At 37.1% G+C, this 21,888-nt stretch carries 17 protein-coding genes and 1 pseudogene; all 18 read left to right on the forward strand.

The annotated features are described in order from the left end of the window. Window positions 1-208 precede the first annotated feature (208 nt). The 18 genes and pseudogenes from IPK35_12270 (at window position 209) to IPK35_12355 (ending at window position 21,787) form a co-directional block, all read left to right on the forward strand. On the forward strand, window positions 209-1,336 hold the full coding sequence (locus tag IPK35_12270; protein MBK8054013.1) for a helix-turn-helix transcriptional regulator: 1,128 nt from the start codon (window positions 209-211) through the stop codon (window positions 1,334-1,336). Between the two features lie 188 nt (window positions 1,337-1,524). Next, window positions 1,525-3,402 (forward strand): FAD-dependent oxidoreductase, encoded by a 1,878-nt coding sequence (locus IPK35_12275; GenBank protein MBK8054014.1) that lies wholly within the window; start codon window positions 1,525-1,527, stop codon window positions 3,400-3,402. Window positions 3,403-3,496: 94 nt separating this feature from the next. Next, window positions 3,497-4,855 (forward strand): FAD-dependent oxidoreductase, encoded by a 1,359-nt coding sequence (locus IPK35_12280; GenBank protein ID MBK8054015.1) that lies wholly within the window; start codon window positions 3,497-3,499, stop codon window positions 4,853-4,855. 369 nt (window positions 4,856-5,224) lie between these two features. Further along, the gene (locus tag IPK35_12285) at window positions 5,225-5,512 is read left to right on the forward strand and encodes a helix-turn-helix domain-containing protein (protein MBK8054016.1); all 288 of its coding nucleotides are present in this window, start codon (window positions 5,225-5,227) and stop codon (window positions 5,510-5,512) included. 5 nt (window positions 5,513-5,517) lie between these two features. Continuing rightward, the gene (locus IPK35_12290; GenBank protein MBK8054017.1) at window positions 5,518-6,153 is read left to right on the forward strand and encodes a DDE-type integrase/transposase/recombinase; all 636 of its coding nucleotides are present in this window, start codon (window positions 5,518-5,520) and stop codon (window positions 6,151-6,153) included. After that, entirely contained in the window at window positions 6,141-6,410 is a 270-nt protein-coding gene (locus IPK35_12295) for a transposase (protein ID MBK8054018.1), read from the forward strand. The genes IPK35_12290 and IPK35_12295 overlap by 13 nt, the downstream gene beginning before the upstream one ends. Before the next feature lie 167 nt (window positions 6,411-6,577). Further along, entirely contained in the window at window positions 6,578-6,937 is a 360-nt protein-coding gene (locus tag IPK35_12300) for a hypothetical protein (GenBank protein MBK8054019.1), read from the forward strand. 4 nt (window positions 6,938-6,941) lie between these two features. Continuing rightward, window positions 6,942-7,262 (forward strand): hypothetical protein, encoded by a 321-nt coding sequence (locus IPK35_12305; GenBank protein MBK8054020.1) that lies wholly within the window; start codon window positions 6,942-6,944, stop codon window positions 7,260-7,262. An 890-nt stretch (window positions 7,263-8,152) separates the two neighbouring features. After that, entirely contained in the window at window positions 8,153-8,986 is an 834-nt protein-coding gene (locus tag IPK35_12310; protein MBK8054021.1) for a universal stress protein, read from the forward strand. Then, window positions 8,987-9,991 (forward strand): sodium:calcium antiporter, encoded by a 1,005-nt coding sequence (locus IPK35_12315; GenBank protein ID MBK8054022.1) that lies wholly within the window; start codon window positions 8,987-8,989, stop codon window positions 9,989-9,991. A gap of 200 nt (window positions 9,992-10,191) precedes the next feature. Beyond that, a complete protein-coding gene (locus IPK35_12320; GenBank protein MBK8054023.1) occupies window positions 10,192-12,756 on the forward strand; it encodes a cation-translocating P-type ATPase in 2,565 nt (854 codons plus the stop codon). Between the two features lie 203 nt (window positions 12,757-12,959). Continuing rightward, window positions 12,960-13,592 (forward strand): nicotinamide mononucleotide transporter, encoded by a 633-nt coding sequence (locus tag IPK35_12325; GenBank protein ID MBK8054024.1) that lies wholly within the window; start codon window positions 12,960-12,962, stop codon window positions 13,590-13,592. Between the two features lie 87 nt (window positions 13,593-13,679). Beyond that, window positions 13,680-15,299, forward strand: a complete 1,620-nt coding sequence (gene lepB, locus IPK35_12330) for a signal peptidase I (protein ID MBK8054025.1) — start codon at window positions 13,680-13,682, stop codon at window positions 15,297-15,299. 6 nt (window positions 15,300-15,305) lie between these two features. After that, complete coding sequence (locus tag IPK35_12335; GenBank protein ID MBK8054026.1) at window positions 15,306-16,190, forward strand: hypothetical protein; 885 nt, start codon at window positions 15,306-15,308, stop codon at window positions 16,188-16,190. A gap of 4 nt (window positions 16,191-16,194) precedes the next feature. Beyond that, window positions 16,195-16,815, forward strand: a complete 621-nt coding sequence (locus IPK35_12340) for a DUF1684 domain-containing protein (GenBank protein ID MBK8054027.1) — start codon at window positions 16,195-16,197, stop codon at window positions 16,813-16,815. Window positions 16,816-17,137: 322 nt separating this feature from the next. Beyond that, complete coding sequence (locus IPK35_12345; GenBank protein MBK8054028.1) at window positions 17,138-18,922, forward strand: FAD-dependent oxidoreductase; 1,785 nt, start codon at window positions 17,138-17,140, stop codon at window positions 18,920-18,922. After that, a pseudogene (locus tag IPK35_12350) lies at window positions 18,919-20,725 on the forward strand (2-oxoacid:acceptor oxidoreductase subunit alpha). The gene IPK35_12345 and the pseudogene IPK35_12350 overlap by 4 nt, the downstream one beginning before the upstream one ends. Before the next feature lie 9 nt (window positions 20,726-20,734). Further along, window positions 20,735-21,787 (forward strand): 2-oxoacid:ferredoxin oxidoreductase subunit beta, encoded by a 1,053-nt coding sequence (locus IPK35_12355; GenBank protein ID MBK8054029.1) that lies wholly within the window; start codon window positions 20,735-20,737, stop codon window positions 21,785-21,787. Window positions 21,788-21,888: the final 101 nt, after the last annotated feature.

Here is a 21,888-nt window from a genome sequence, read left to right on the forward strand (position 1 = left end):
GAACATTTTAATCTGTGCTTCAGCATTTCCACTAATGGCCCATATTTTGGAACGAAAGGCTGTTCATGTCTATTTCATTGCAAAATCTAATCGTATTACTTCAATATAGTTTTTAACAGATAAAAACAGGTGGCTAAATACTTTTAGTGGCGAACTTTTTACGTTGACTTTTACTTTTATTACTGCTTTTGATTTATTTTTGTAATAAATGAGCAATATTTTCTATGTTATAGGTGCATCTCAGGGATTTTTATTGTCCGTCTTTTTATTATTAAATAAGGACAGAAAAATGCATTTACCCCTTATTATTATGGTGTTTTTGGCATCATTCCAACTTTTATCGGAGTATTTATACGCATCTGAACAAATCGTACATATTCCGCACCTAATCTATCTTTCATTGCCTACAAATACACTTTGTGGCGTGTTGCTTTATTTATTTATTCGAAATGTTTATAACTCAGGACCTTCATATCGGCGTTCTGATATTTTGTTATTTATCCCCTTTTTACTGAGTGTTGCATATTTTTTTTCTACTTATACTTTGAATGCGGAAGAAAAAATGGCTCTCTTAAAAGAACATCAACAATTGGGGATTTTGAATCATGAATACTTATTTGAATGGGTTTTTGAAATTGTTTCCAACTTACCTTTTTTAATAGCGGCTTATGTTTTATTGAAGAAGTATGAAGAAAACATCAAAAATGATTACATCAATACAGGCTATCCACTGGCTCGCGTTTTACTGCCTATTTTTATAGGGCTATATTTTTTTGAGACCGCAATTATTATCTTGGGATTTATGGGTATAGGTTGGGAAGAGTTGACCTACAGTGTGTTTTTTTTAACGACATGTATCATTTATCTCATCGGATATGAAGTATTAGTGCATCGAAATAATAAAAATATCCAACATGAAAAAACTTTAGAATCCAAAGAATCTTTGCCGATTGATGGTACAAAGTATAATAAAAATATTTTAACTGAAGATAGAAAGCAGGCCATTGCAAAACAAATCATCAAATGTATGGAAGATGATAAGATGTACCAGAACCCTGAACTACGACTTATTAATCTTGCTCAACATGTAGAAGAACATCCTAATACTGTTTCGCAAGTGATCAATGATGTATTCAAACAAAATTTTTATGATTACGTCAATCATTATCGCATCGAAGAGGCTAAACGTCTGTTAAAGGCTGATGAATTTCAAAATTATTCTATAATATCAATTGGCGAAATAGTAGGTTTTAACTCAAAATCCACTTTTTATAGTGCTTTTAAGAAATCCACAAATTGTACTCCTTTACAATACCAAAACTTACAAAACCATTGATAATTCTGACTTTTTTGTGCCAGAATTGTCCAAACTTATAAGTTAAGACTTGTAGTTCTTGTGAAATGGTGTGTCAACTTACAAGGTTCGACCTATATCTACAATTTCATTACTACTTTTGCCACCAAATATGGAAAACTATATATTTGGTAATCTTTTTAAATAGCAAAACATTAAACATATTAGATTTGGAAAGAAGAAAATTTGTTAAAAATACCTTGGCGGGAATGCCTTTAGTATTTCTATCGCCATCATTTTTGCCAAGTTTAGGAAATGCCATAAACGAAAATCCTAATGGAAAAACAGTCATTGTCATCGGGGCAGGTATTTCAGGACTGGCAGCAGCTAAAAAATTGAAAAATGAAGGATTTACTGTTATCGTCTTGGAAGCTCAAGATAGAGTTGGTGGCCGATTACGTACTAATAGAAGTTTGGGCGTTGCCTTTGACGAAGGTGCAAGTTGGATACACGGAACCACGGGAAATCCATTAACTGCACTTGCCCAACAGGCAGGCATGACAACAGCAATTACAAATGACAATAGCTTTATCGCCTATGATTTAGGCGGACTTGAAATCAGTGATACGATATATGCTCAAACGGAAGCACAGTATTATACAATATTAGATACTTTAATGAATAGTGGAAACTTGATGCAAAGTTTTGAAACAGTTTTCAATACTTTATATCCTGCTAATAACACCAGACTTTGGAAGTTTCTATTGTCAACTTATTTTACTTTTGATAGAGGAGATTTAAATAACACTTCATCGTTGATCTATGATGAGGGATTAGAGTTTGGAGGTAATGAAGTAATTTCGACCAATGGATATGACACCATACCTAATTACTTGGCTATAGGATTAGATGTAAGACTCAACCAAAGAGTGACAAAAATTGACTATTTAGCTGCAAAAACAAAAGTCACTCATAATGGTACTGTAACTGAGGCCGATTATGTTTTAGTAACTGTACCATTAGGTGTATTGAAAAATAATAGTATTCAATTTGTTCCATCGCTACCGACAGCCAAACAAACAGCGATTACTAAATTAGGAATGAATTGCGTCAATAAGTTTGTATTAACATGGAATACTGCTTTTTGGGATAATGAACAGTATATTGCTTACACTCCAAACGAAAAGGATAAGTTTAATTACTTTGTTAATGTTAAAAAATTTCATCCTACGGTGAATGCTTTGATGACTTTCGCTTATGCTGACTATGCAAGACAAACTGAATCTATGACCGATGCAGCTGTTATTAGTGAAATAATGGCTCATTTACGTGACATATATGGAAGTGCAACTCCTAATCCTACAAGTATGCTAAGAACCAAATGGAATAGCAATATAAATTCTTTTGGGGCTTATTCATATACAGCGATACAAACCGAAATGCACCATTTTGATGACTTGGCTGCACATGTTAATAATCAAGTGTTTTTTGCAGGTGAGCATACTCATATAGATTACTTTTCTACTGCGCACGGAGCTTATTTGAGCGGCTTAAGAGAGGCTGATAAAATTAAACTTTGTCCTACTCCTACAGCTTTGCCTGTTACTTGGCATAGTGATGTAAAAGCCACAAATATTAATAACTATAACCTAATCGAGTGGTCTGTAGCATCGCAGGTCAATAATCAACAATATATTATCGAACACAGTTCTGATGGAGCAAGATTTTTAGCTATTGGTGAGATACCTGGCGATGGAAATAATAATGATACCAAACATTATGAGTTCAAACACAGTTCTCCGCAATTAGGTATCAATTATTACAGGGTTAAGCAAGTGGATTATGATGGCAACATAAGTTTTTCCAACATTACTAGTGTTAATTATATTGAAGACAATGAAATAAACATTTTTCCAAATCCTGCGGGATTAGAAGTGAATGTTGGCATAGCATCTGATGCCTTGCTCAAAATCAAAGATATCAACGGCAAGTTACATTTAAAACAAGACATCTACAAAGGAATTAATAAGGTGAACTTAGAAGGAATTCCATCTGGAATGTTGATATTTTCTATAGGTAACCTACGATTCAATGTGCTAAAAGTGTAGATCTAAAAGAACAAAATATATACTTTTGCAGTTTGACATGCATTTTAAGGTCTAAAAATTTTAATAATAATAATATAGTTATACATCAATATTTATGAAACAAAGAAGACAATTCATCAAGACTACATTAGCGGGATTACCAGTAGTCCTACTTTCTCCTACATTGTTAGCAAGCTCATATAGCAGTGGAGACAATAAAGAACCCAATGGCAAAACAGTTATAATAGTTGGGGCTGGTATCTCGGGACTTGCAGCAGCAAAAAAATTGAAAGAAGAAGGATTTAGTGTCATTGTTTTAGAATCACAAGATAAAGTAGGTGGGCGATTACGAACCAATAGAAGCTTGGGTGTAGCTTTTGACGAAGGAGCCAGTTGGATACACGGTATAAAAGGTAACCCTATCACTCCACTTGCTAAAGCAGCAGGTATGGAAACTGCATTCACAGATGACGATAGCTTGATCATATATGATTTGGGTGGTAATGTAATTAGCGATGATTTGTATTCCAAAACAGAAGATGAGTATTATGCCATATTAGATCAACTATCCAAAAGTGGTAACTTAAATCAAAGTTTCGAAACTGTTTTCAATAATTTACATCCAGCTAACAACTCGAGACTGTGGAAATTTATTTTATCGACATTTATGACTTTTGACAGAGGAGATTTAGACAAAACATCTTCTCTCTTTTATAATGAGGGCGAAGAGTTTGGTGGTGAAGAACGAATCTCTACTAATGGTTATGACAATATTCCAAACTATTTGGCAAAAGGAATAGATGTAAGACTCAATCAAAGAGTGAGTAAAATAGACTATACGGCAGAAAAAGTAAAGATTACGCACAATGGCACCACAACTGAAGCAGATTATGTCGTAGTGACTGTGCCATTAGGAGTTCTTAAAAAGAATGTAATTGAATTCAAACCTGCTTTGCCTACTAAAAAGCAGGAAGCAATCCAAAAAATTGGCATGAACTGCGTCAACAAGTTTTTATTAACGTGGGATACTGCTTTCTGGGACGACGAACAATTTATTGGGTACACACCAGACGTAAAGGATAAGTTTAATTATTTTGTCAATGTCAAAAAGTTTCACCCAACAGTAAACGCTTTAATGACCTTTGCTTATGCTGATTATGGTAGGCAAACGGAAACCATGACTGATGCGCAAGTTATAAATGAAATCATGGTTCATTTACGTGATATTTATGGCAATAGTGTGCCCAATCCTAACAATATGCTACGTACCAAATGGAACTCTAATCCAAATGCTTATGGGGCTTATTCATATACAGCTGTAGCTACCGAAATGCATCATTTTGATGATTTGGCAGAAGAAATCGATGACAAACTGTTTTTTGCAGGTGAGCATACCCATATTGATTATTTCTCAAACGCCCATGGTGCTTATCTAAGTGGGCTTAGAGAAGCTGATAAAATTATTGCTTTATAAAAACCCTTAAATTTTTTAATCCTTAATTTATTATAATGAAATTCAAATTTTTAGCCTTATTAATCACTGCATTTTCTATTTCTGGATATGGTCAAGACATCCAAGTACTTTCTAACTTTACTAATGATTCATATAGGTTGACCAATATGATCGAAAAAGATATCAATAGTAAATGGAGTTACTTTGGTATTACTGAAGTTGGATCCGAATATGACAAATTATCCGAAATAAAATTTGAAAGCAATCAATACTTCAATTATGCTTTGAAAAACAATTTTGCATTGACTACAGGTTTTGGGTTTGTCTTGCCCTCAATTAAATGCGAACACAAAAAAAGTTTAAATTTTTTTAAATCACTAATTTTGTGTTATGGAAAACAAGAAAAAAGAAAGAATGAGTACCAATAAAAAGACTGAATTGGTACTGCAATTATTGCGAGGTGAGTCACTGGATGAACTTTGTAGAATCCATCATGTATCTGCCAGTCAATTGAGTGAGTGGCGTGATATCTTTGTCAGCAAAGGTAAAGAAGGTTTCCGTAAGAGCTCGGACGATCATCGTCTGCGTGAAGCCCAAGCGATCATTGGTCGCCAAGCCATAGAGCTTGACCTGTATAAAAAAAAGATGGTATTGATTCGTCAGATAAAAGAAAAATAGTTTCCATGCTAATCAATACAGAACCAAAACCAAATATTAGATTGGCTCTTAAGGTCAGTGACCTAAGCGTAGGAGCTTGGTATGACAGGCGGTCATTGAAGACAGATAAATGTAAGCCAGGGCCAAAATCTGTGTACTCAGACGTTGAAGTGCTTCAAGCCTTAAGGAAGTATATAGCCGAGCCTATTTTTTATTTAGAAGGCTATAAGAAACTCAAGGTTAGGCTCAAAGAAGAATATGGCATCGATGTGGGTAAGGAAAGGCTAAGAAGGATCATGACAGAAAATGAGCTTCTGTGTCATCAAAAAAACAGATCACACCCACTCAGGTATCATCACGACGGTAAGATCATCACGGATTGTCCCAATCAAATCTGGGGCATGGACATCAAAGAATTTCATACTTGTATAGGAAAAATTTACTTATTTGATATCTCGGATCATTTCAATAGCGAAATTAAAGGATGGTACGTAAACACAACATCCAATGCAAATGATGCGATGCAAGCTCTCAGAAACGCTGTAAGAGCCGAGTTTGGCAATGTGGCCAAAGATGTGTGTAAAGGTACAAATCTAAAGCTCAGAGTGGATCATGGCACTCAATTTGATTCCAAAGCTTTTGAAGATGAATTGAATTTTTAAGCATTTTAAAAAGTTCTGCCTTTGTAAGAAGCCCACAAAGCAACGGGGTTATTGAAAGATTCCACAGAACGCTCAAAGAACAATTAACCTTAATCAATACATTTAAAAATATAGACGAAATACATCAAAATATTCATACATTTGTTGCCAAATATAACCAGAAGTGGCTATTGCATAGATTGAAACTTCAATCTCCACTGAAATATAAAGAGGGGAATCCATCGGGTAATACTGAACCAGAGGGAGTCCGTCATTGAGTCGCGGACTCAAAAAAAGATAGTCAGGCCTGAGCTATCTACCTTCGGTACAAAACGTCACCGTCGGTCGTCCGTCATCACAAAGGTATGTAGTCTTTTTTGAATTACAAAACCTTGTTCTGTTAGTAGGCCTTAATGAGTGTTCAGTTAATTAGGGGCAAAACAGGTTGAATAACAATAATTTGTTTCCACAACTTGGTCTAAGCTATGCAAAGGAAAACAACAAATGGAGCTATGCCTTTTATCCGACACTTTATTATGGAATAGCAGATGAACAATTCGGTACTTCATTAAATTCAATCATAGAATATTCATCGCCAATTAATCAAAATTGGGATATTTTCGGATTGGCAATATTAGACTTAGGGTATGGCTTTGGAGAGAGCGTAGAAAGTCAGCAATATGTCAATATTGGCTTCCAACATAAAAAGAAATTTGTTTTTGGTGTCAATGTTGATTTTGAGCAAGAGGATGACTTCAGCAGTAATGAAATAGGTTATGGTATATTCATCGGCGTTAATTTTTAAAAAAATGGAAGATAAAATTCAAGCCTTCAGACAACCATTAGTAACTGCTACAGGGATTATTCTGGGTTTTATACTCAACTTTGCTTCAGCATTTGTAAAAACCGAAAGTGGATTGAGTGAAATACTGGCCTATATTATTGGGATTTGTATTTTGATAGGTGTTATTTGTTTAATATTTGTGTTGAGCAGAGTATTGCAAATGAAATACCCAAAGGAAAACGCAGAAGCTTATTATCAAAAAACACTGAACTACTTTCTATTTGGAGTCAGTATTGCGTTTGTAGGAGTTTTGATAGATATGTTTGCAAACTTTATGTCGGAATAAGAAAAATACTATTTAATAAAGCATAGTTGCCTATGCTGGCGCATAACCATACCTGCAAAATCCAAGTGGTACAACTGCGCCTATGACGTCTTTACAGTGTAAAAAAAAGTCGAGACCGACAAGCCAAAATCAAAAGTGTCCAACATGTTGAACTGGGAATAATATATTATTCCCAACTGTTTGACTTTTCATGTTTTGGGTGCATTTCATTTTTTCGCCCTTTGCTCGATTTCTTTTCAAGTTTCGTTTGTTCGTCGTAGCTTCCAGCTACGATGCCATATAGACAGGCATCTTGCCTGAATCGCGAAATAATAAAATGATGATTTTTAATGTGAAGCGAAAAAATGAAATACACCCCATGTTTAAGTTTAAGCGAGGAGTTTAATTTTTTGTCTTGTTTAAAGTATTTATAGGTTAAGGTTGGTATAGGTAAGTGCATTCAGCTTCATGTAGCATTTCGAAGACGGTGTCAAGCTATGTTTGATCTTCGCTTCATTTCGAGTGGAGTGAAAAGGAGTGAAGCCGAAAGGTTATTTCTGAAGTATCTAAGAAAGAAGATATTTTTTTACTATGTGTAAATTGCATCCTGTTGATATTACCAAATATAATACCACCAGGATGACAAATATCATATCGACCGATGACCTTTGTTCAACAATTCATCTCAAAAATTAAATAATTTGCAACTATAAATTTAAATTTGGTGGAACCTTAAAACGAAAAATAACATATTTAGCTAAACTCCGAAAATAGCGGATTGATGTCTTTCATCCTTTGAAATGAAAACAGTGTAAATTTATTTTTTATGTAATAATGATCGATCTTAGTGCTAAATCAACACCAAATTTGGATCAGAATGTACTCAGCATTTTTTTACTAAATATAATAAAATGAACAAACTACTTGTAACAACTGACTTATCCGCAAACTCAAAAGGGGCGATCCATTTTGCTTTACAGCTGGCATCACAGACTGGGGCAACATTAATTTTTTATAATGTGATAGAAATCACGAGTCCCACCATGTGGAATCAGGTAAAGTGGGCTGAATATTGTCAAACTGAAGTTGAACGCAATCAAAATTTATTGAGCAAATTCACTCGAAATATACTTAAAAATAAAAATATTATCCCACCTGTTTATGAGTGTATTTGTGAAGTAGAAACCGATGTTGAACAACAAATAATTCGTTTTGCCCATAAAGTAAAAGCTGATTTTATTTGTATGAGTGCGCGTGGTGGTGGTAAAATAGAAAAACTTTTTGGCACCAGAGTCTCAAAGATGATAGCAGAGTCACCTGTACCTCTATTTGTAATTCCAAAAATTTACAGAACTAAACCAATTGTGAACATTTTGTATGCATCTGATTATGATAATCTGGATTCGGAATTAAACATAGTTCAGGAGCTAAATTTAAATTTACAGGCAAAAATAGAAGTTTTACACTTTGATGATTTGTATTATGATCCTATTAAAAGGGGTAAACTAAAAAAAATAGCAGCCCAATTTCAATCTGATAAACTGATATTCCATTTTAAACAACTGGACTTTGAATATTTGTTTGCTCCGTCACTGCATTCATACATTGAAAAAAACAAACCGTCTGTAATGGTGCTTTTCACTAAGCAAAATCGAAATTGGTTTGATCGTTTGTTTATGCCAAGTAAAACCGTCTCCCTTTCTTACAATGCAAAAACGCCAATGTTGGTGTTAAGAAAAAAATAAATGCTAAATATATATTTATCCGTTACTGGTTTTATAGTATGTACTGTAGCAATTATATACAGCGGTACTAAGCTGGCAAGGTATGGCGAGTCTATAGCTGAACTAACCGGATGGGGTAAAGTTTGGGTTGGTTTAATTCTAATAGCATCTGTTACAACATTGCCTGAATTATTGACAGGTATAAGTTCTGTAGTAATTATAGGAGAACCCGATTTAGCGGCTAGTGCTGTATTTGGAAGTTGTATATTTAATTTGTTAATCCTCTCATTTGTTGACACAAGAATTAAAAAACCTCTAACCTCGTTGATAAAACCAAGCCACTTATTTGCCGGACTAGGGAGTATTGTTCTTTTAACAATCAGCGGGCTTTCTATTTTAATAAGCGATATAACTCCTACCATATTATGGATAAGTCCCTTTACAGTATTGATAATCATCATATATCTTTTTGTAGTGTATGGGATATACCTGAATGAACAAACGACCCTCGGTCCACCTGTATCCATGAACAGTAATAAAACAGAAAACAGAAAAGCACTACAATCAGTTTTAAAAAAATACATCCTAAACGCTGTTTTTGTAATCATTGCCGCTGCTTTTCTGCCCTATTTCGGTGAAAATATTGCATCACAAACCGGGCTTGGAAATACATTTTTCGGTACTCTTTTTTTAGCAGCTTCTACATCGTTGCCTGAAATGGTTGTTTCTTTTGCAGCCTTAAGAATGGCTTCTTATGATTTACTGGTTGGAAATTTGCTGGGCAGTAATATTTTCAATATGTTCATACTAGCATTAGATGATATCTTTTACACTGAAGGCTCTTTGTTTTCTTATATTAATAAAGCTCATCTCGAAACAGTCATTGTTGCCATAATCATGACCGCTGTGATAGGTCTCGGAATTTTATCAAAGCCAACCAAAAAAATTTGGAAATTGAGTTTTGATACTTTTATTATTCTGCTCCTTTATTTTGGTTTAATGACCGTATTGTACATAAGAAGATAATTTAAATATAATTTTGATGAAAGTAAATTTAATTGCAAAATCAAGAAATTTAATTGACACAACCTGTGCAGCTTAGCTGTATTTTCAATGAATTACACTTAATATTTTTTGTATTTTAATTTCCTTTTACTATAAAAATCGTAGTTCAATATAGCCTTAAACAATACAATAATTAGCCTGAACCTTCAACTTTGGAAATTATGAACCACCATTTATTACCTATTTCGGAAATCCAGCAACTTTTCAGCACAAAACCTGATGGCTTAAGTCTTTCAAATGCTGAAGAACGTCTGAGAGAACACGGTAAAAACGAACTTGCCGAAAAAAAGAAAAAATCAGCGTGGAGACTTTTTCTGAATCAGTTTAAAGATGTGATGATTCTGATATTGCTGATCGCGGCGGTGATTTCTATTGCTATAGGTGATATTAAAGATGCTGTAGTCATATTAATTATAGTGTTGCTCAATGCAATTATTGGTTTCATACAAGAATACAGGGCTGAAAAGGCCATGGCTGCGTTAAAAAAAATGTCGGCTTCCAATGCTACTGTGCGCAGAAGCGGCAATGTCATGCAGATAGCGGCATCAGAGATTGTTCCCGGCGATATTATTCTGCTGGAAGCGGGTAATTTGGTTCCGGCAGATATCCGGCTTACGGAGACTCATTCATTAAAAATTGAGGAAGCATCACTGACAGGTGAATCGCATGCTGTAGAAAAATGCTCATATGAACTCACCGAAGAGAATTTGCCCATTGGTGACCGAATCAACATGGCGTTCAAAAGCACAATTGCTACTTATGGGAGGGGAGAAGGCATCGTGATTGCCACCGGGATGAAAACCGAAATAGGACGTATTGCCCAATTGTTGCAGGAAGATGAAAGCCATACTCCTCTCCAAAAACGACTTGCCGATTTTGGTAAAAAATTATCACTGGGTGTAATTGCTATTTGTATGGTGTTGTACGGTGTAGGTTTGTTGCGTGGCGAAGACCCTATACATATGCTTCTCACGGCTATTTCGGTAGCGGTGGCTGCCATTCCGGAAGCATTGCCGGCAGTAATAACTATTGCCCTGGCCTTGGGTGCAAATCGTATGGTTCGTAAAAATGCCCTTATCAGAAAACTGCCGGCTGTAGAAACTTTAGGATCAGTCACCTTTATTTGCTCTGATAAAACAGGCACGATTACTCAAAACAAAATGACGGTAACAGATGTATGGCAATCTGCATCAACAACTGCCATTAAAGGTCTTCAAGCGGAAGAATTACTGCTTCTGGCTATGGAACTCAATCACGATGTCGCAATCAATGATACTAATGTATTAACAGGTGACCCGACAGAAATTGCTTTGGTAGAGTACGTTCGCAACCATAAACATTACAATAAGTCTTTATTCCAGAAGTTTAAACGAGCACATGAGTTGCCATTTGATTCGGAAAGAAAACGTATGACTACCATTTTTCCCCATGACGGGAAATGGATTGCCATCACCAAAGGGGCGGTGGAATCCTTGCTGGAATGTTGCTCCGAACAAAACGAAAAAGAGATTAACAAAACTGTGGAAGAATTTGCGCAGCAAGGAAAGCGGGTTTTGGCTTATGGCTTTCGGGAACTTAACGAATTGCCGCAAAACATTTGTATTGAATCTATCGAAACACGTCTCACTTTTTTAGGCTTGGCTGCAATGATAGACCCACCGCGTGAAGAAGCCAGGCAAGCTATTGCCGATTGTCACACTGCTGGTATTACACCCGTGATGATCACAGGGGATCATCCGATCACTGCAAAAGCTATCGCACTTCAGACAGGCATTATCCATAAGCAAACTGACAGGACCGTAACAGGTGCTGAGCTATCTGCGCTATCAGATGAGGAATTTGAAAAAGAAGTGGAATATATCAAAGTGTATGCCCGTGTCTCTCCGGAACAAAAACTCCAAATCGTAAAAACGCTGCAAAAGAAAAATCATTTCGTAGCTATGACCGGCGATGGGGTAAATGATGCTCCTGCATTGAAAAGGGCCAATATAGGCATAGCTATGGGAATCACCGGAACAGATGTGAGTAAAGAAGCAGCGCACATGATATTGCTTGATGACAATTTTGCGACCATCATAAAAGCTGTAAGGGAAGGACGTAGGATCTATGACAATATTCGTAAGTTTATAAAATACACACTAACCAGCAACGGTGGCGAAATCTGGACAATCTTTTTAGCACCACTGGCTGGATTGCCCATACCTTTGATACCCATCCATATATTGTGGATAAATTTGGTGACAGACGGATTGCCTGGTCTGGCTTTTGCATCCGAACCTGCAGAAGACGACATTTTGAAGAGGCCCCCGCGTGCCACAAATGAAAGTATTTTTGCAAAGGGAATTGGTATTCATATATTGTGGGTCGGTCTCCTGATGGGTGCCGTTTGCCTTGGTTTACAGGCATACGAAACACATTTAGGCAATGGCAAATGGCAAACTATGGTTTTTACCGTCCTTTGTTTGAGCCAAATGGGACACGCGATGGCTATCCGCAGCGATTGGAAATCACTGTTTCAGCAAGGGGTATTTAGTAATAAACAGTTGGTTGGAGCTGTTTTGCTCACTCTTGGATTACAATTGGCTGTAATTTATGTACCATATTTGCAGGACATCTTTCGGACTCAATCCCTGTCCATCACTGAACTAGCTATTTGTTTTAGGCTTTCAAGCATTGTTTTTTGGGCAGTAGAATTAGAAAAACTGATAAAAAGAATAAATAGATAAGGTCTTACCGAAAAGTAGCTTATTTAATGCAAAAGCTTAGATATGGATGATATATGGTGTTGATGTGTTACCTTTGTTATCGAAGATGGTTCATGATGAAATGATCAAATGGCTTTTAATTTTGAAGCTAAAGAGTAGATATAGTTACTCAGAGTGTGTTTCTATTCTTATTGTCCGAGCCATATTCTCTAAAATATATGATAATGCAACCTGACCAGATATGGCATCAATTTTTCAATGACATTCAACATACCAGATGGCAAGAGTGGATCAGTACACTGACCCAGGTAGCCAGCGTGTGGTATGCCAGAAAAAATAATATACTGGTGTATCCTACAGGCATCATTGGTGTGTTGCTTGCAGCATGGGTGTACTTTTTTATAGCTACACCACCCTTGTTTGCCGATGGGATGCTCAATATTTACTACTTTGCCATGAGTGTGTATGGCTGGTATAATTGGACCAGAAAGGATCAGTTTCATCATGATGTCTTTGCCATATCCTGGTGCACCAAAAATGAGCTTCGGATAGGAATAGCAGGATGCATCATAGGGTGGTCCATACTGTATGTGATATTAAGCACATTTACCAATTCTGATACGCCAATCCTGGATTCTTTAGTGTCAGCTTCAGCATTGACTGCAATGTGGTGGATGGCGAGCAGAAAAATCGAAAACTGGCTCGCTTGGATTTTTAGTAATATTGTAGCCATTCCACTCAATTTTTATAAGGGATTTATGCTCTTCACACTCATGTACATATTATTTCTCGGTATGGCTCTTGCAGGTCTTATGGAGTGGAGAAGGATTTATTGGTCTGCTAAAAATAAAAGTTGATGTCACAACTTACTGCAACTGTCTATTAAATAAATATGATTTTAGATTAAATGATTATCTTTGCAGCCAACTAAATTTTAATGTAAAGTGAGTGTTTTGATTTTCCTGATTATTTCTTATGTTTTATTGAGTATAAGTCTTTATCTCTTGTTTCCTAAAGCCGGTGTGGATTCAATCAAAGGTTTGATTCCGGGAGTCAATTTTATAGAATGGTGCAAAATAATCGGCCACAAACCTGGCTATGCTCTATGGCTATTATTTCCTATAGTCAATATTTTCATCTTTGCCGGTATGGCAGTGGATCTGGTACGGTCGTTTGGAAAACTGGATTTCAAAGATTCAGCATTGGCAGTTATTTATGCTCCATTGGCGTTTTTTAATATAGCAAGAAATCAAGATGATAAATATATTGGAAAAACACTCGAGCTGGAGGCTGAATATGCAAAAAACATATTGGATGCAAAAGCGCAGGGTGACGAATATAAATTGAAACACCTCGTTGAAAAAAACCCATATAAAAAATCAGGATTAAGGGAATGGACAGAATCCATCGTTTTTGCAGTATTTGCTGCTGCTTTTATAAGAATGTTCCTCATCGAGGCCTATGTGATTCCAACCCCATCTATGGAAGGATCGCTCAATGTTGGTGACTTTCTATTTGTTTCCAAAGCTCATTATGGTATCAGACCACCTATGACAGTGGCTATGATTCCACTTCTGCACAATCAGATTCCGATTATCAATACTGAATCTTATCTAAAAAAACCGAGCCTTCCTTACAGAAGACTTCCGGCTTTTGAAAAAATTGAGGCTGGGAAACACATTGTTTTTAACTGGCCAGTCGGTGATAGCGTCTATATCACGAGGCAGAGATCTTATTTTGTAAGCCAGATAAAAAGGCAACCCGAATATACCATGAGTGATCCGGAACTACAAAATAAAGTCAACAACAATGATTTTAAAGTGAGGCCAATAGACAAAAAAGACCACTATATCAAAAGGTGTGTGGCTGGCCCCGGAGACAGTCTCCGTATCATAGACAGACAGATTTATCTCAATGGTAAACCTGCCAACAACCCTAAACATCTTCAGTTCCTGTATGAAATAAAAATGCCTCCAAATGTTAGCATCAATACTAAAAAACTGGATCAGTGGGGTATTGATTTTGGTGATAATGCTATGGGTGGAAGGGATTTGTTTACCATGGGCTATGGTGTTTTATTTTTGGACAGCGACCAAGTGGCTAAAATCAAATCGATGGATCCCGGAGTACAGATCACACCTATCCCTCAGAGATCAGAACCGGAAAAACTATTTCCATTTGATACCATCATAGGCAAAAACTGGTCTGTCGACAATTATGGCCCGATCTGGATACCAAAAGCAGGAGCAACCACCCAATTGACTGTTTCTAATTTGCCATTTTACAGCCGAATCATAGAAGTATATGAAAATAATAAACTGGAAGTAAAAGGCAGTGATATCTACATCAATGGTCAGAAAGCAAGTTCATACACTTTTAAACAGGATTATTACTGGGCTATGGGTGACAACAGGCACAACTCCGAAGATTCACGAGCCTGGGGATATGTGCCTCATGATCACATTGTAGGCAAACCTCTTTTTATTTGGTTTTCGACCAAAGAAGGAAATATACGCAATGGTATCAACTGGGATAGAATATTCAGATCAGCCAGCAAAGAGTAAGGAGTGATGAAACACTTTCAATTAGTTCTTTTTTGGTCGCTGACCTTGCTATCTACTTCTGTAGCGCAATTGCCAAAAACGGACATATATCTTGCGGTTTTTTCAGATATGAGTAGCCAACCTCAGCTTATGAGTGTCACTTTTTTAAATGATTTTAACAAAAACGGCTACAACAACCAACCCAATTTTGTGTCCAAAGATGAGCTCTTTGTCACTGTGGGTAAAGACACAAACAAATACACTGACCTTTATCGGGTAAATATAAATTCGAAAGAATTTTTTAAGTTTTCAGATACAGATGGTATAAGTGAGTTTTCTGCAAATCAAACACCCCAAAAAGGTCGTGTTACATGTGTGAGGATAGAACCTGATGGCAAAGATCAGCGTTTATGGAGCTATCCTGAGGATAGAAGTGGTCCCGGTTTCAGAATCTTACCTTCACTTAAAAATATAGGCTATTATAGCTGGTTAAGTAAAAATGAAGTAGCCCTTTTTCTTGTGGGCAGCCCCCACAAATTGGTGATAGCTGACATTGCCACAGGAAAAAACACATTGGTTAGCGAAAACATTGGCAGGTGCCTTAAATATGACGGCAAGAGTCAACTGTTTTTTGTACATAAGATCACCCCCGATACCTGGCAACTGAAGTCCTATCATGCTCCATCCAAAAAAATCGCTACTATCTGTCAGATGCCAGCCGGACGTGAAGATTTCGAATTGTTGCCCAACGGTAATATTTTGACATCAGATGGTTCAAAAATTAAAATGTTACAACCAGGATTAAGCGACATGTGGAGAGAAATTGCAGATATGGCAGACCGCGGTATCCATCATATCAACAGAATCACAGCATCAGGCGATAAAGTCGTTTTTGTTAACAACAAACAATAAAACGATGAGAAGTTTTTTTTTACTCCTCGTTTGGATTTTTCTGATACGATGTACAGGTACAAAACAAATGGTATCTTATGAACATGAATTTTCAGAATACATCAAACAGTATAAAAATGGTTTTCTGGACAATCCACGTTCACCATTAGGAAAAGATGATCTGAAATATCTGGAGTTTTTCTCGGCAAACCATAACTGGAAACTGCAATGTACCTGCGAAACAGCAAAAAATCCAACACCTTTCGAAATGCCTACATACAGCGGTGTGACAAGAACGTATATACTCCATTCCATAGCAAGATGTCTTTTGAATGATAAAATTATGGTACTACATTTATACAAAAATATACACCAACCCATCAATCCACTGTATAAAAACAATCTGTTTTTACCATTTAAAGATCATACCAACGGAGAAGAAACATATGGTGGAGGCAGATACATCAATCTGTTGGCAACGGATATTCATGAAGGAAAGATCATGATTGATTTCAACAAAGCTTACAATCCGTGGTGTGCATATAGCGACGGATTCAATTGTCCTATTCCACCCAAAGAAAACCATATAGATTTGCCTGTGACGGCCGGAGAAAAGAACTTCAAAGGACAATATAAAAAAAGTTGATGATAAATCTATGTGGATTAAGTGAAATGGTATAATGCTTAAAAATATATTTTTGTTTGGTGCAAAATGTTATAATAGTAAAGTCGAACATCTTGGTATAAAATTTTAATTTTTAAATGCATATATCTTTAAAACAAAATTTCATTCTGTTATAAAGAAGTATAAATACTTAGTTGATAAAAATCATATAAATTGAGTATGGTATAAATATTTTTAAAGCATATATTTGCTGCATATTTAATCTAAAAGTTTTAAATAAATACTTCATGAAATCAAATGACCTGTTTTTACTTCATTTGAAAAGGAATGCGAAAAAGTAATTATGAAACCCACCAACACCCATGACCAGGAATACTTTCATAAAGTTGTCGACTGTCAGTATGCTTGTCCGGCACATACCCCAGTTCCAGAATATATACGATTAATAGCTGCCGGAAAATATACCGAAGCCTATATGGTAAATTGGGAATCGAATGTTTTCCCTGGCGTACTTGGAAGGACATGTGACCGGCCTTGTGAACCTGCTTGCAGAAGAGGTCGTGTAGAAGCAGAACCGGTAGCTATTTGCAGGCTCAAAAGAGTGGCAGCTGACTTTAAAGATGATATCACGCATCTGCTTCCTGATATTCCTACAATTAAAAACGGCAAAAAGATAGCATTGTTAGGTGGCGGACCTGCTTCTCTGTCAGTTGCAAGAGATTTGGCACCTTTAGGATATGAGATAGATCTTTATGATGATCAGAAAAAAGGTGGCGGCATGATGCGCAGTCAGATACCGGCATTCAGATTGCCCGAAGAAGTGCTTGATCAGGAGGTCAATTACATACTGGATATGGGTATTTCTACTCACTTCAATCAGTATGTCACGAGTTTAAAAGATATTATCAACAAAGGATACGATGCCATTTTTGTAGGCACAGGTGCTCCAAAAGGCAAAGACCTCATAGTACCCGGACGGGAAGAAGGAAAGGCAAATATACATATAGGCATTGAATGGCTGGCAAGTGTTGCATTTGAACACACCAGCAAAATAGGAAAAAATGTCATCGTTCTTGGAGGAGGAAATACCGCTATGGACTGCTGCAGAACGTCGCGAAGACTTGGTGGAGAAGAAGTCAAAGTAATTGTAAGAAGCCCTTTTGGTGAGATGAAAGCATCGCCATGGGAAAAAGAAGATGCTATGCATGAAGATATTCCCATTCTCGATAACCATGTACCTAAAGAATTTGTGGTCGAAAATGGAAGACTCAAAGGCATGACTTTTGAAAAAGTATATGCGCACTGGGATAATGGGAAAAGGTCACTTATTCCTACCGGAGAACCCGATGTCTTCTTTCAGGCAGATGATGTAATCATTGCTATCGGGCAGGAAAATCGCTTTGAATGGATTGAAAGAGACCTGGGTATTGAATTTGACAAATGGGATATGCCGGTTTTAGATGAGAATACATTTGCATCAACAAGACCCGGAGTATTTTTTGGCGGTGATGCAGCTTTAGGGCCTAAAAATGTAATCACTGCGGTAGCACAAGGCCATCAGGCAGCCATTTCGATAGATCTCTACTGTAATGGTCAAGATATTAAAGACAGACCGGCACCTGATGTCAAACTGTTTAGTACCAAAATGGGTATTCATGAATGGAGTTATGATAACGATGTTACCCCAGATTTGAGATATATAGTCCCACAGGCAGATAAAAGGGAGACGCTAAGAGACCGCAAAAAAGAAGTCGAGCTTGGTTTTGACCTTAAAACTGCCTTCCAGGAAGCTCAAAGATGTCTCAATTGTGATGTTCAAACAGTTTTTACGGAAAGTAAATGTATCGAATGTGATGCTTGTATGGATATTTGTCCGACAAGTTGTATCAATTTTACAACTAATGAAGATGACGAAGAGATACTTCGTATGAAGTTGTTGGTACCTGCCATAAATAAGACTCAGGATATAATGGTTTCTGATATATTGAAGACCGGCAGAGTCATGGTAAAAGACGAAGATATGTGTTTACACTGCGGTTTGTGTGCTGAAAGATGCCCTACCGCAGCCTGGGATATGAAACAATTTTTATATAATACTGCCAAGGCAGGTCATTTTTGTTATGCATGAGTAGAATTAATGATTTTGTAGTCAGATTTGCCAATGTTAATGGTACCGGATCAGCAAGTGCCAACTTTTTTATTCGCCAAGTCCATATTCAGAATGGGCATACCTGTATCCGCAAAAAATATATTTCCTTCCAATATCCAGGGACTGCCGACGTGGTATGAGGTCCGTGTCACTGAAAAAGGGTACCTAGGCAGAAAGGAAGGAATAGATCTTATGGTGAGTGTAAATCCCCAAAGTTTTAAGCGTGACATAGGTAGCGTAAAACAAGGAGGTTACTTTCTTTATGATTCAACCAGAAAACTTCATGATGAATTCATAAGGGAAGACATTCATTATATTGGTGTGCCTTTAATGGAACTTTGCAATAATGAGTTTTCCGACCCGAGACAAAAACAGTTATTTAAAAATATAGTATACGTTGGAGCCTTAGCAAAACTACTGGATATCGATATTAAAGAGATTGAATCGTTGTTTGGTGACCAATTCAAAGGTAAGGAAAAACTGATAGCTCCCAATATGCAGGCACTTAACCTGGGCATCAAATATATAGAAGAAAATTTCAAATATCCTCTGGATTTCCGTGTGGAACGTAGAGACCTGGTGGGTGATGCCATCATGATAGATGGAAACTCTGCAGCCGGACTTGGTGCTGTATATGGAGGAGCATCAGTGGTATCCTGGTATCCTATTACTCCATCCACATCATTAGTAAGTTCATTTGAGTCATATGCCAAAAAGCTAAGAATAGATTCTGTAACCGGAAAAAACAATTTTTCGATAGTTCAGGCTGAAGATGAACTCAGTGCTATCGGTATGGCCATCGGTGCCAACTGGAATGGGGCAAGGGCGTTTACTGCAACAAGCGGCCCGGGATTGTCTCTGATGTCGGAGTTTTTAGGACTCGCTTATTATTCAGAAATTCCGGTAGTATTAGTCGATGTACAAAGAGCTGGACCTTCAACAGGTATGCCCACACGTACACAGCAATCTGATTTTATCTCAGCTGCTTATGCTTCACATGGAGATACAAAACATGTATTATTGATACCATCAACGCCAACAGAATGTTTTGAAATGATGGCTGACGCTTTTGATTATGCAGAGCAATTGCAGACTCCTGTGATCATGATGACAGACCTTGATCTCGGAATGAATGATCATATGACCGCACCATTCAAGTGGGATGATAACAGAAAATATAATCGGGGCAAGGTACTCAATGCAGATGATCTCGACAGTTTGCAGGATTGGGGTAGATACAAAGATGTGGATGGAGACGGAATACCATACCGAACACTTCCCGCAACCCACCCTACCAAAGGATCTTATTTTACAAGAGGTAGTTCACATGACGAAAAAGCAGCCTATTCTGAAGACTCTCCGACATATGTGCGTATCATGGATAGATTGGTTAGAAAAATGGAAACTGCAAAATCTATCATTCCAAAACCACAGTTCTATCAGCAAAAACAGCAATCGGACTTTGGAGTTATCTTCTTTGGAACGAGTACACATGCTGCATTGGAAGCTCTGGATATACTCAAGGACCATGGAGTGGTATTGGATGCTATGCGTCTTAAGAGTTTTCCATTTCAACAGGAAGTAGCGGACTTTATCGAAAATCATGAAAAAGTCTTTGTCATAGAGCAAAATCGGGATGCTCAGATGAGAGCTCTTCTAATCAATGAGCTTGAGATCAATCCGAAAAAGCTTCAAAAAATCCTGAATTATGATGGAACACCCATCACCGCAGATTTGATTATGCAACATATTAATGCTGCTGTTTTTCAACCATCAAATTAATATCATTCTATGACTTATATAAAACCTAAATTTGCGCACCCACGATTGGTCAAAAATCCTTTGGGGTACACAAAAAAAGATTATGAAGGATCATTATCCACATTATGTGCAGGGTGTGGACATGACTCAATAAGTGCATCTATCGTAGACGCTTGCTTTGAGCTTAATATAGAACCCCATAAAGTGGCCAAGATGTCAGGAATTGGTTGTTCTTCCAAAACGCCGGCATATTTCCTCAGCAACTCCCATGGATTTAATTCTGTTCATGGCAGGATGCCTTCTGTGACTACCGGCGCTAATCTCGCCAACCGATCTATGGTGTATCTGGGTGTCTCCGGAGATGGAGACTCTGCATCTATTGGAATGGGGCAATTTGTACATGTTGTCAGACGCAATCTCAATATGACATACATTGTGATGAACAATGGTTGTTATGGATTGACCAAAGGCCAGGATTCAGCAACTGCAGATTATGGATCGATATCAAAGACCGGCCAAATGAATACATTTGAAGGTATCGATCTATGTGCTATGGCTATTGAGTTGGGAGCTACTTTTGTGGCACAAAGTTTCAGTGGAGACAAAACCCAGCTTACCCCGCTGATAAAGGCTGCTCTGGCACATTCAGGATTTTCGTTTATCAATGTGATTTCTCCATGTGTGACTTTCAATAATAATCAGGGATCGACTAAATCTTATGATTTTGTCAGGGAGCACAATGAAGCACTTTCAACACTTGATTTTGTACCTGTAAAGGAAGAAATAACCACTACGTACGACCATACAAAAGTAAAAATGGTTGAAATGCATGATGGTTCTATGATCAGATTGCACAAGATATCACCCGAATGGGATCCTGAAGACAAACTATCCATCATCACAGCTTTACATAAAGCAAGAACCAAACAAGAGATTTTGACAGGATTGCTTTATGTGGATAATAAGAGTGTAGAACTAAATGATTTATTGAATACAACAAATACGCCACTCAACCAGCTTATTGAGAAAGATTTAAATCCGGGAAGTGAAAACCTGGAAAAAATATGTGCCAGTCACAGGTAACTTAGAGCACGTTTCATCCAAATGTAATTAACCGAATCTGTACAGTTTGTTATACACACTGTCACAACTGTTGGGTTAACCCAATAGTTTCCAATAAATCG

Source organism: Saprospiraceae bacterium (assembly GCA_016713025.1).
Taxonomy (GTDB): domain Bacteria; phylum Bacteroidota; class Bacteroidia; order Chitinophagales; family Saprospiraceae; genus OLB9.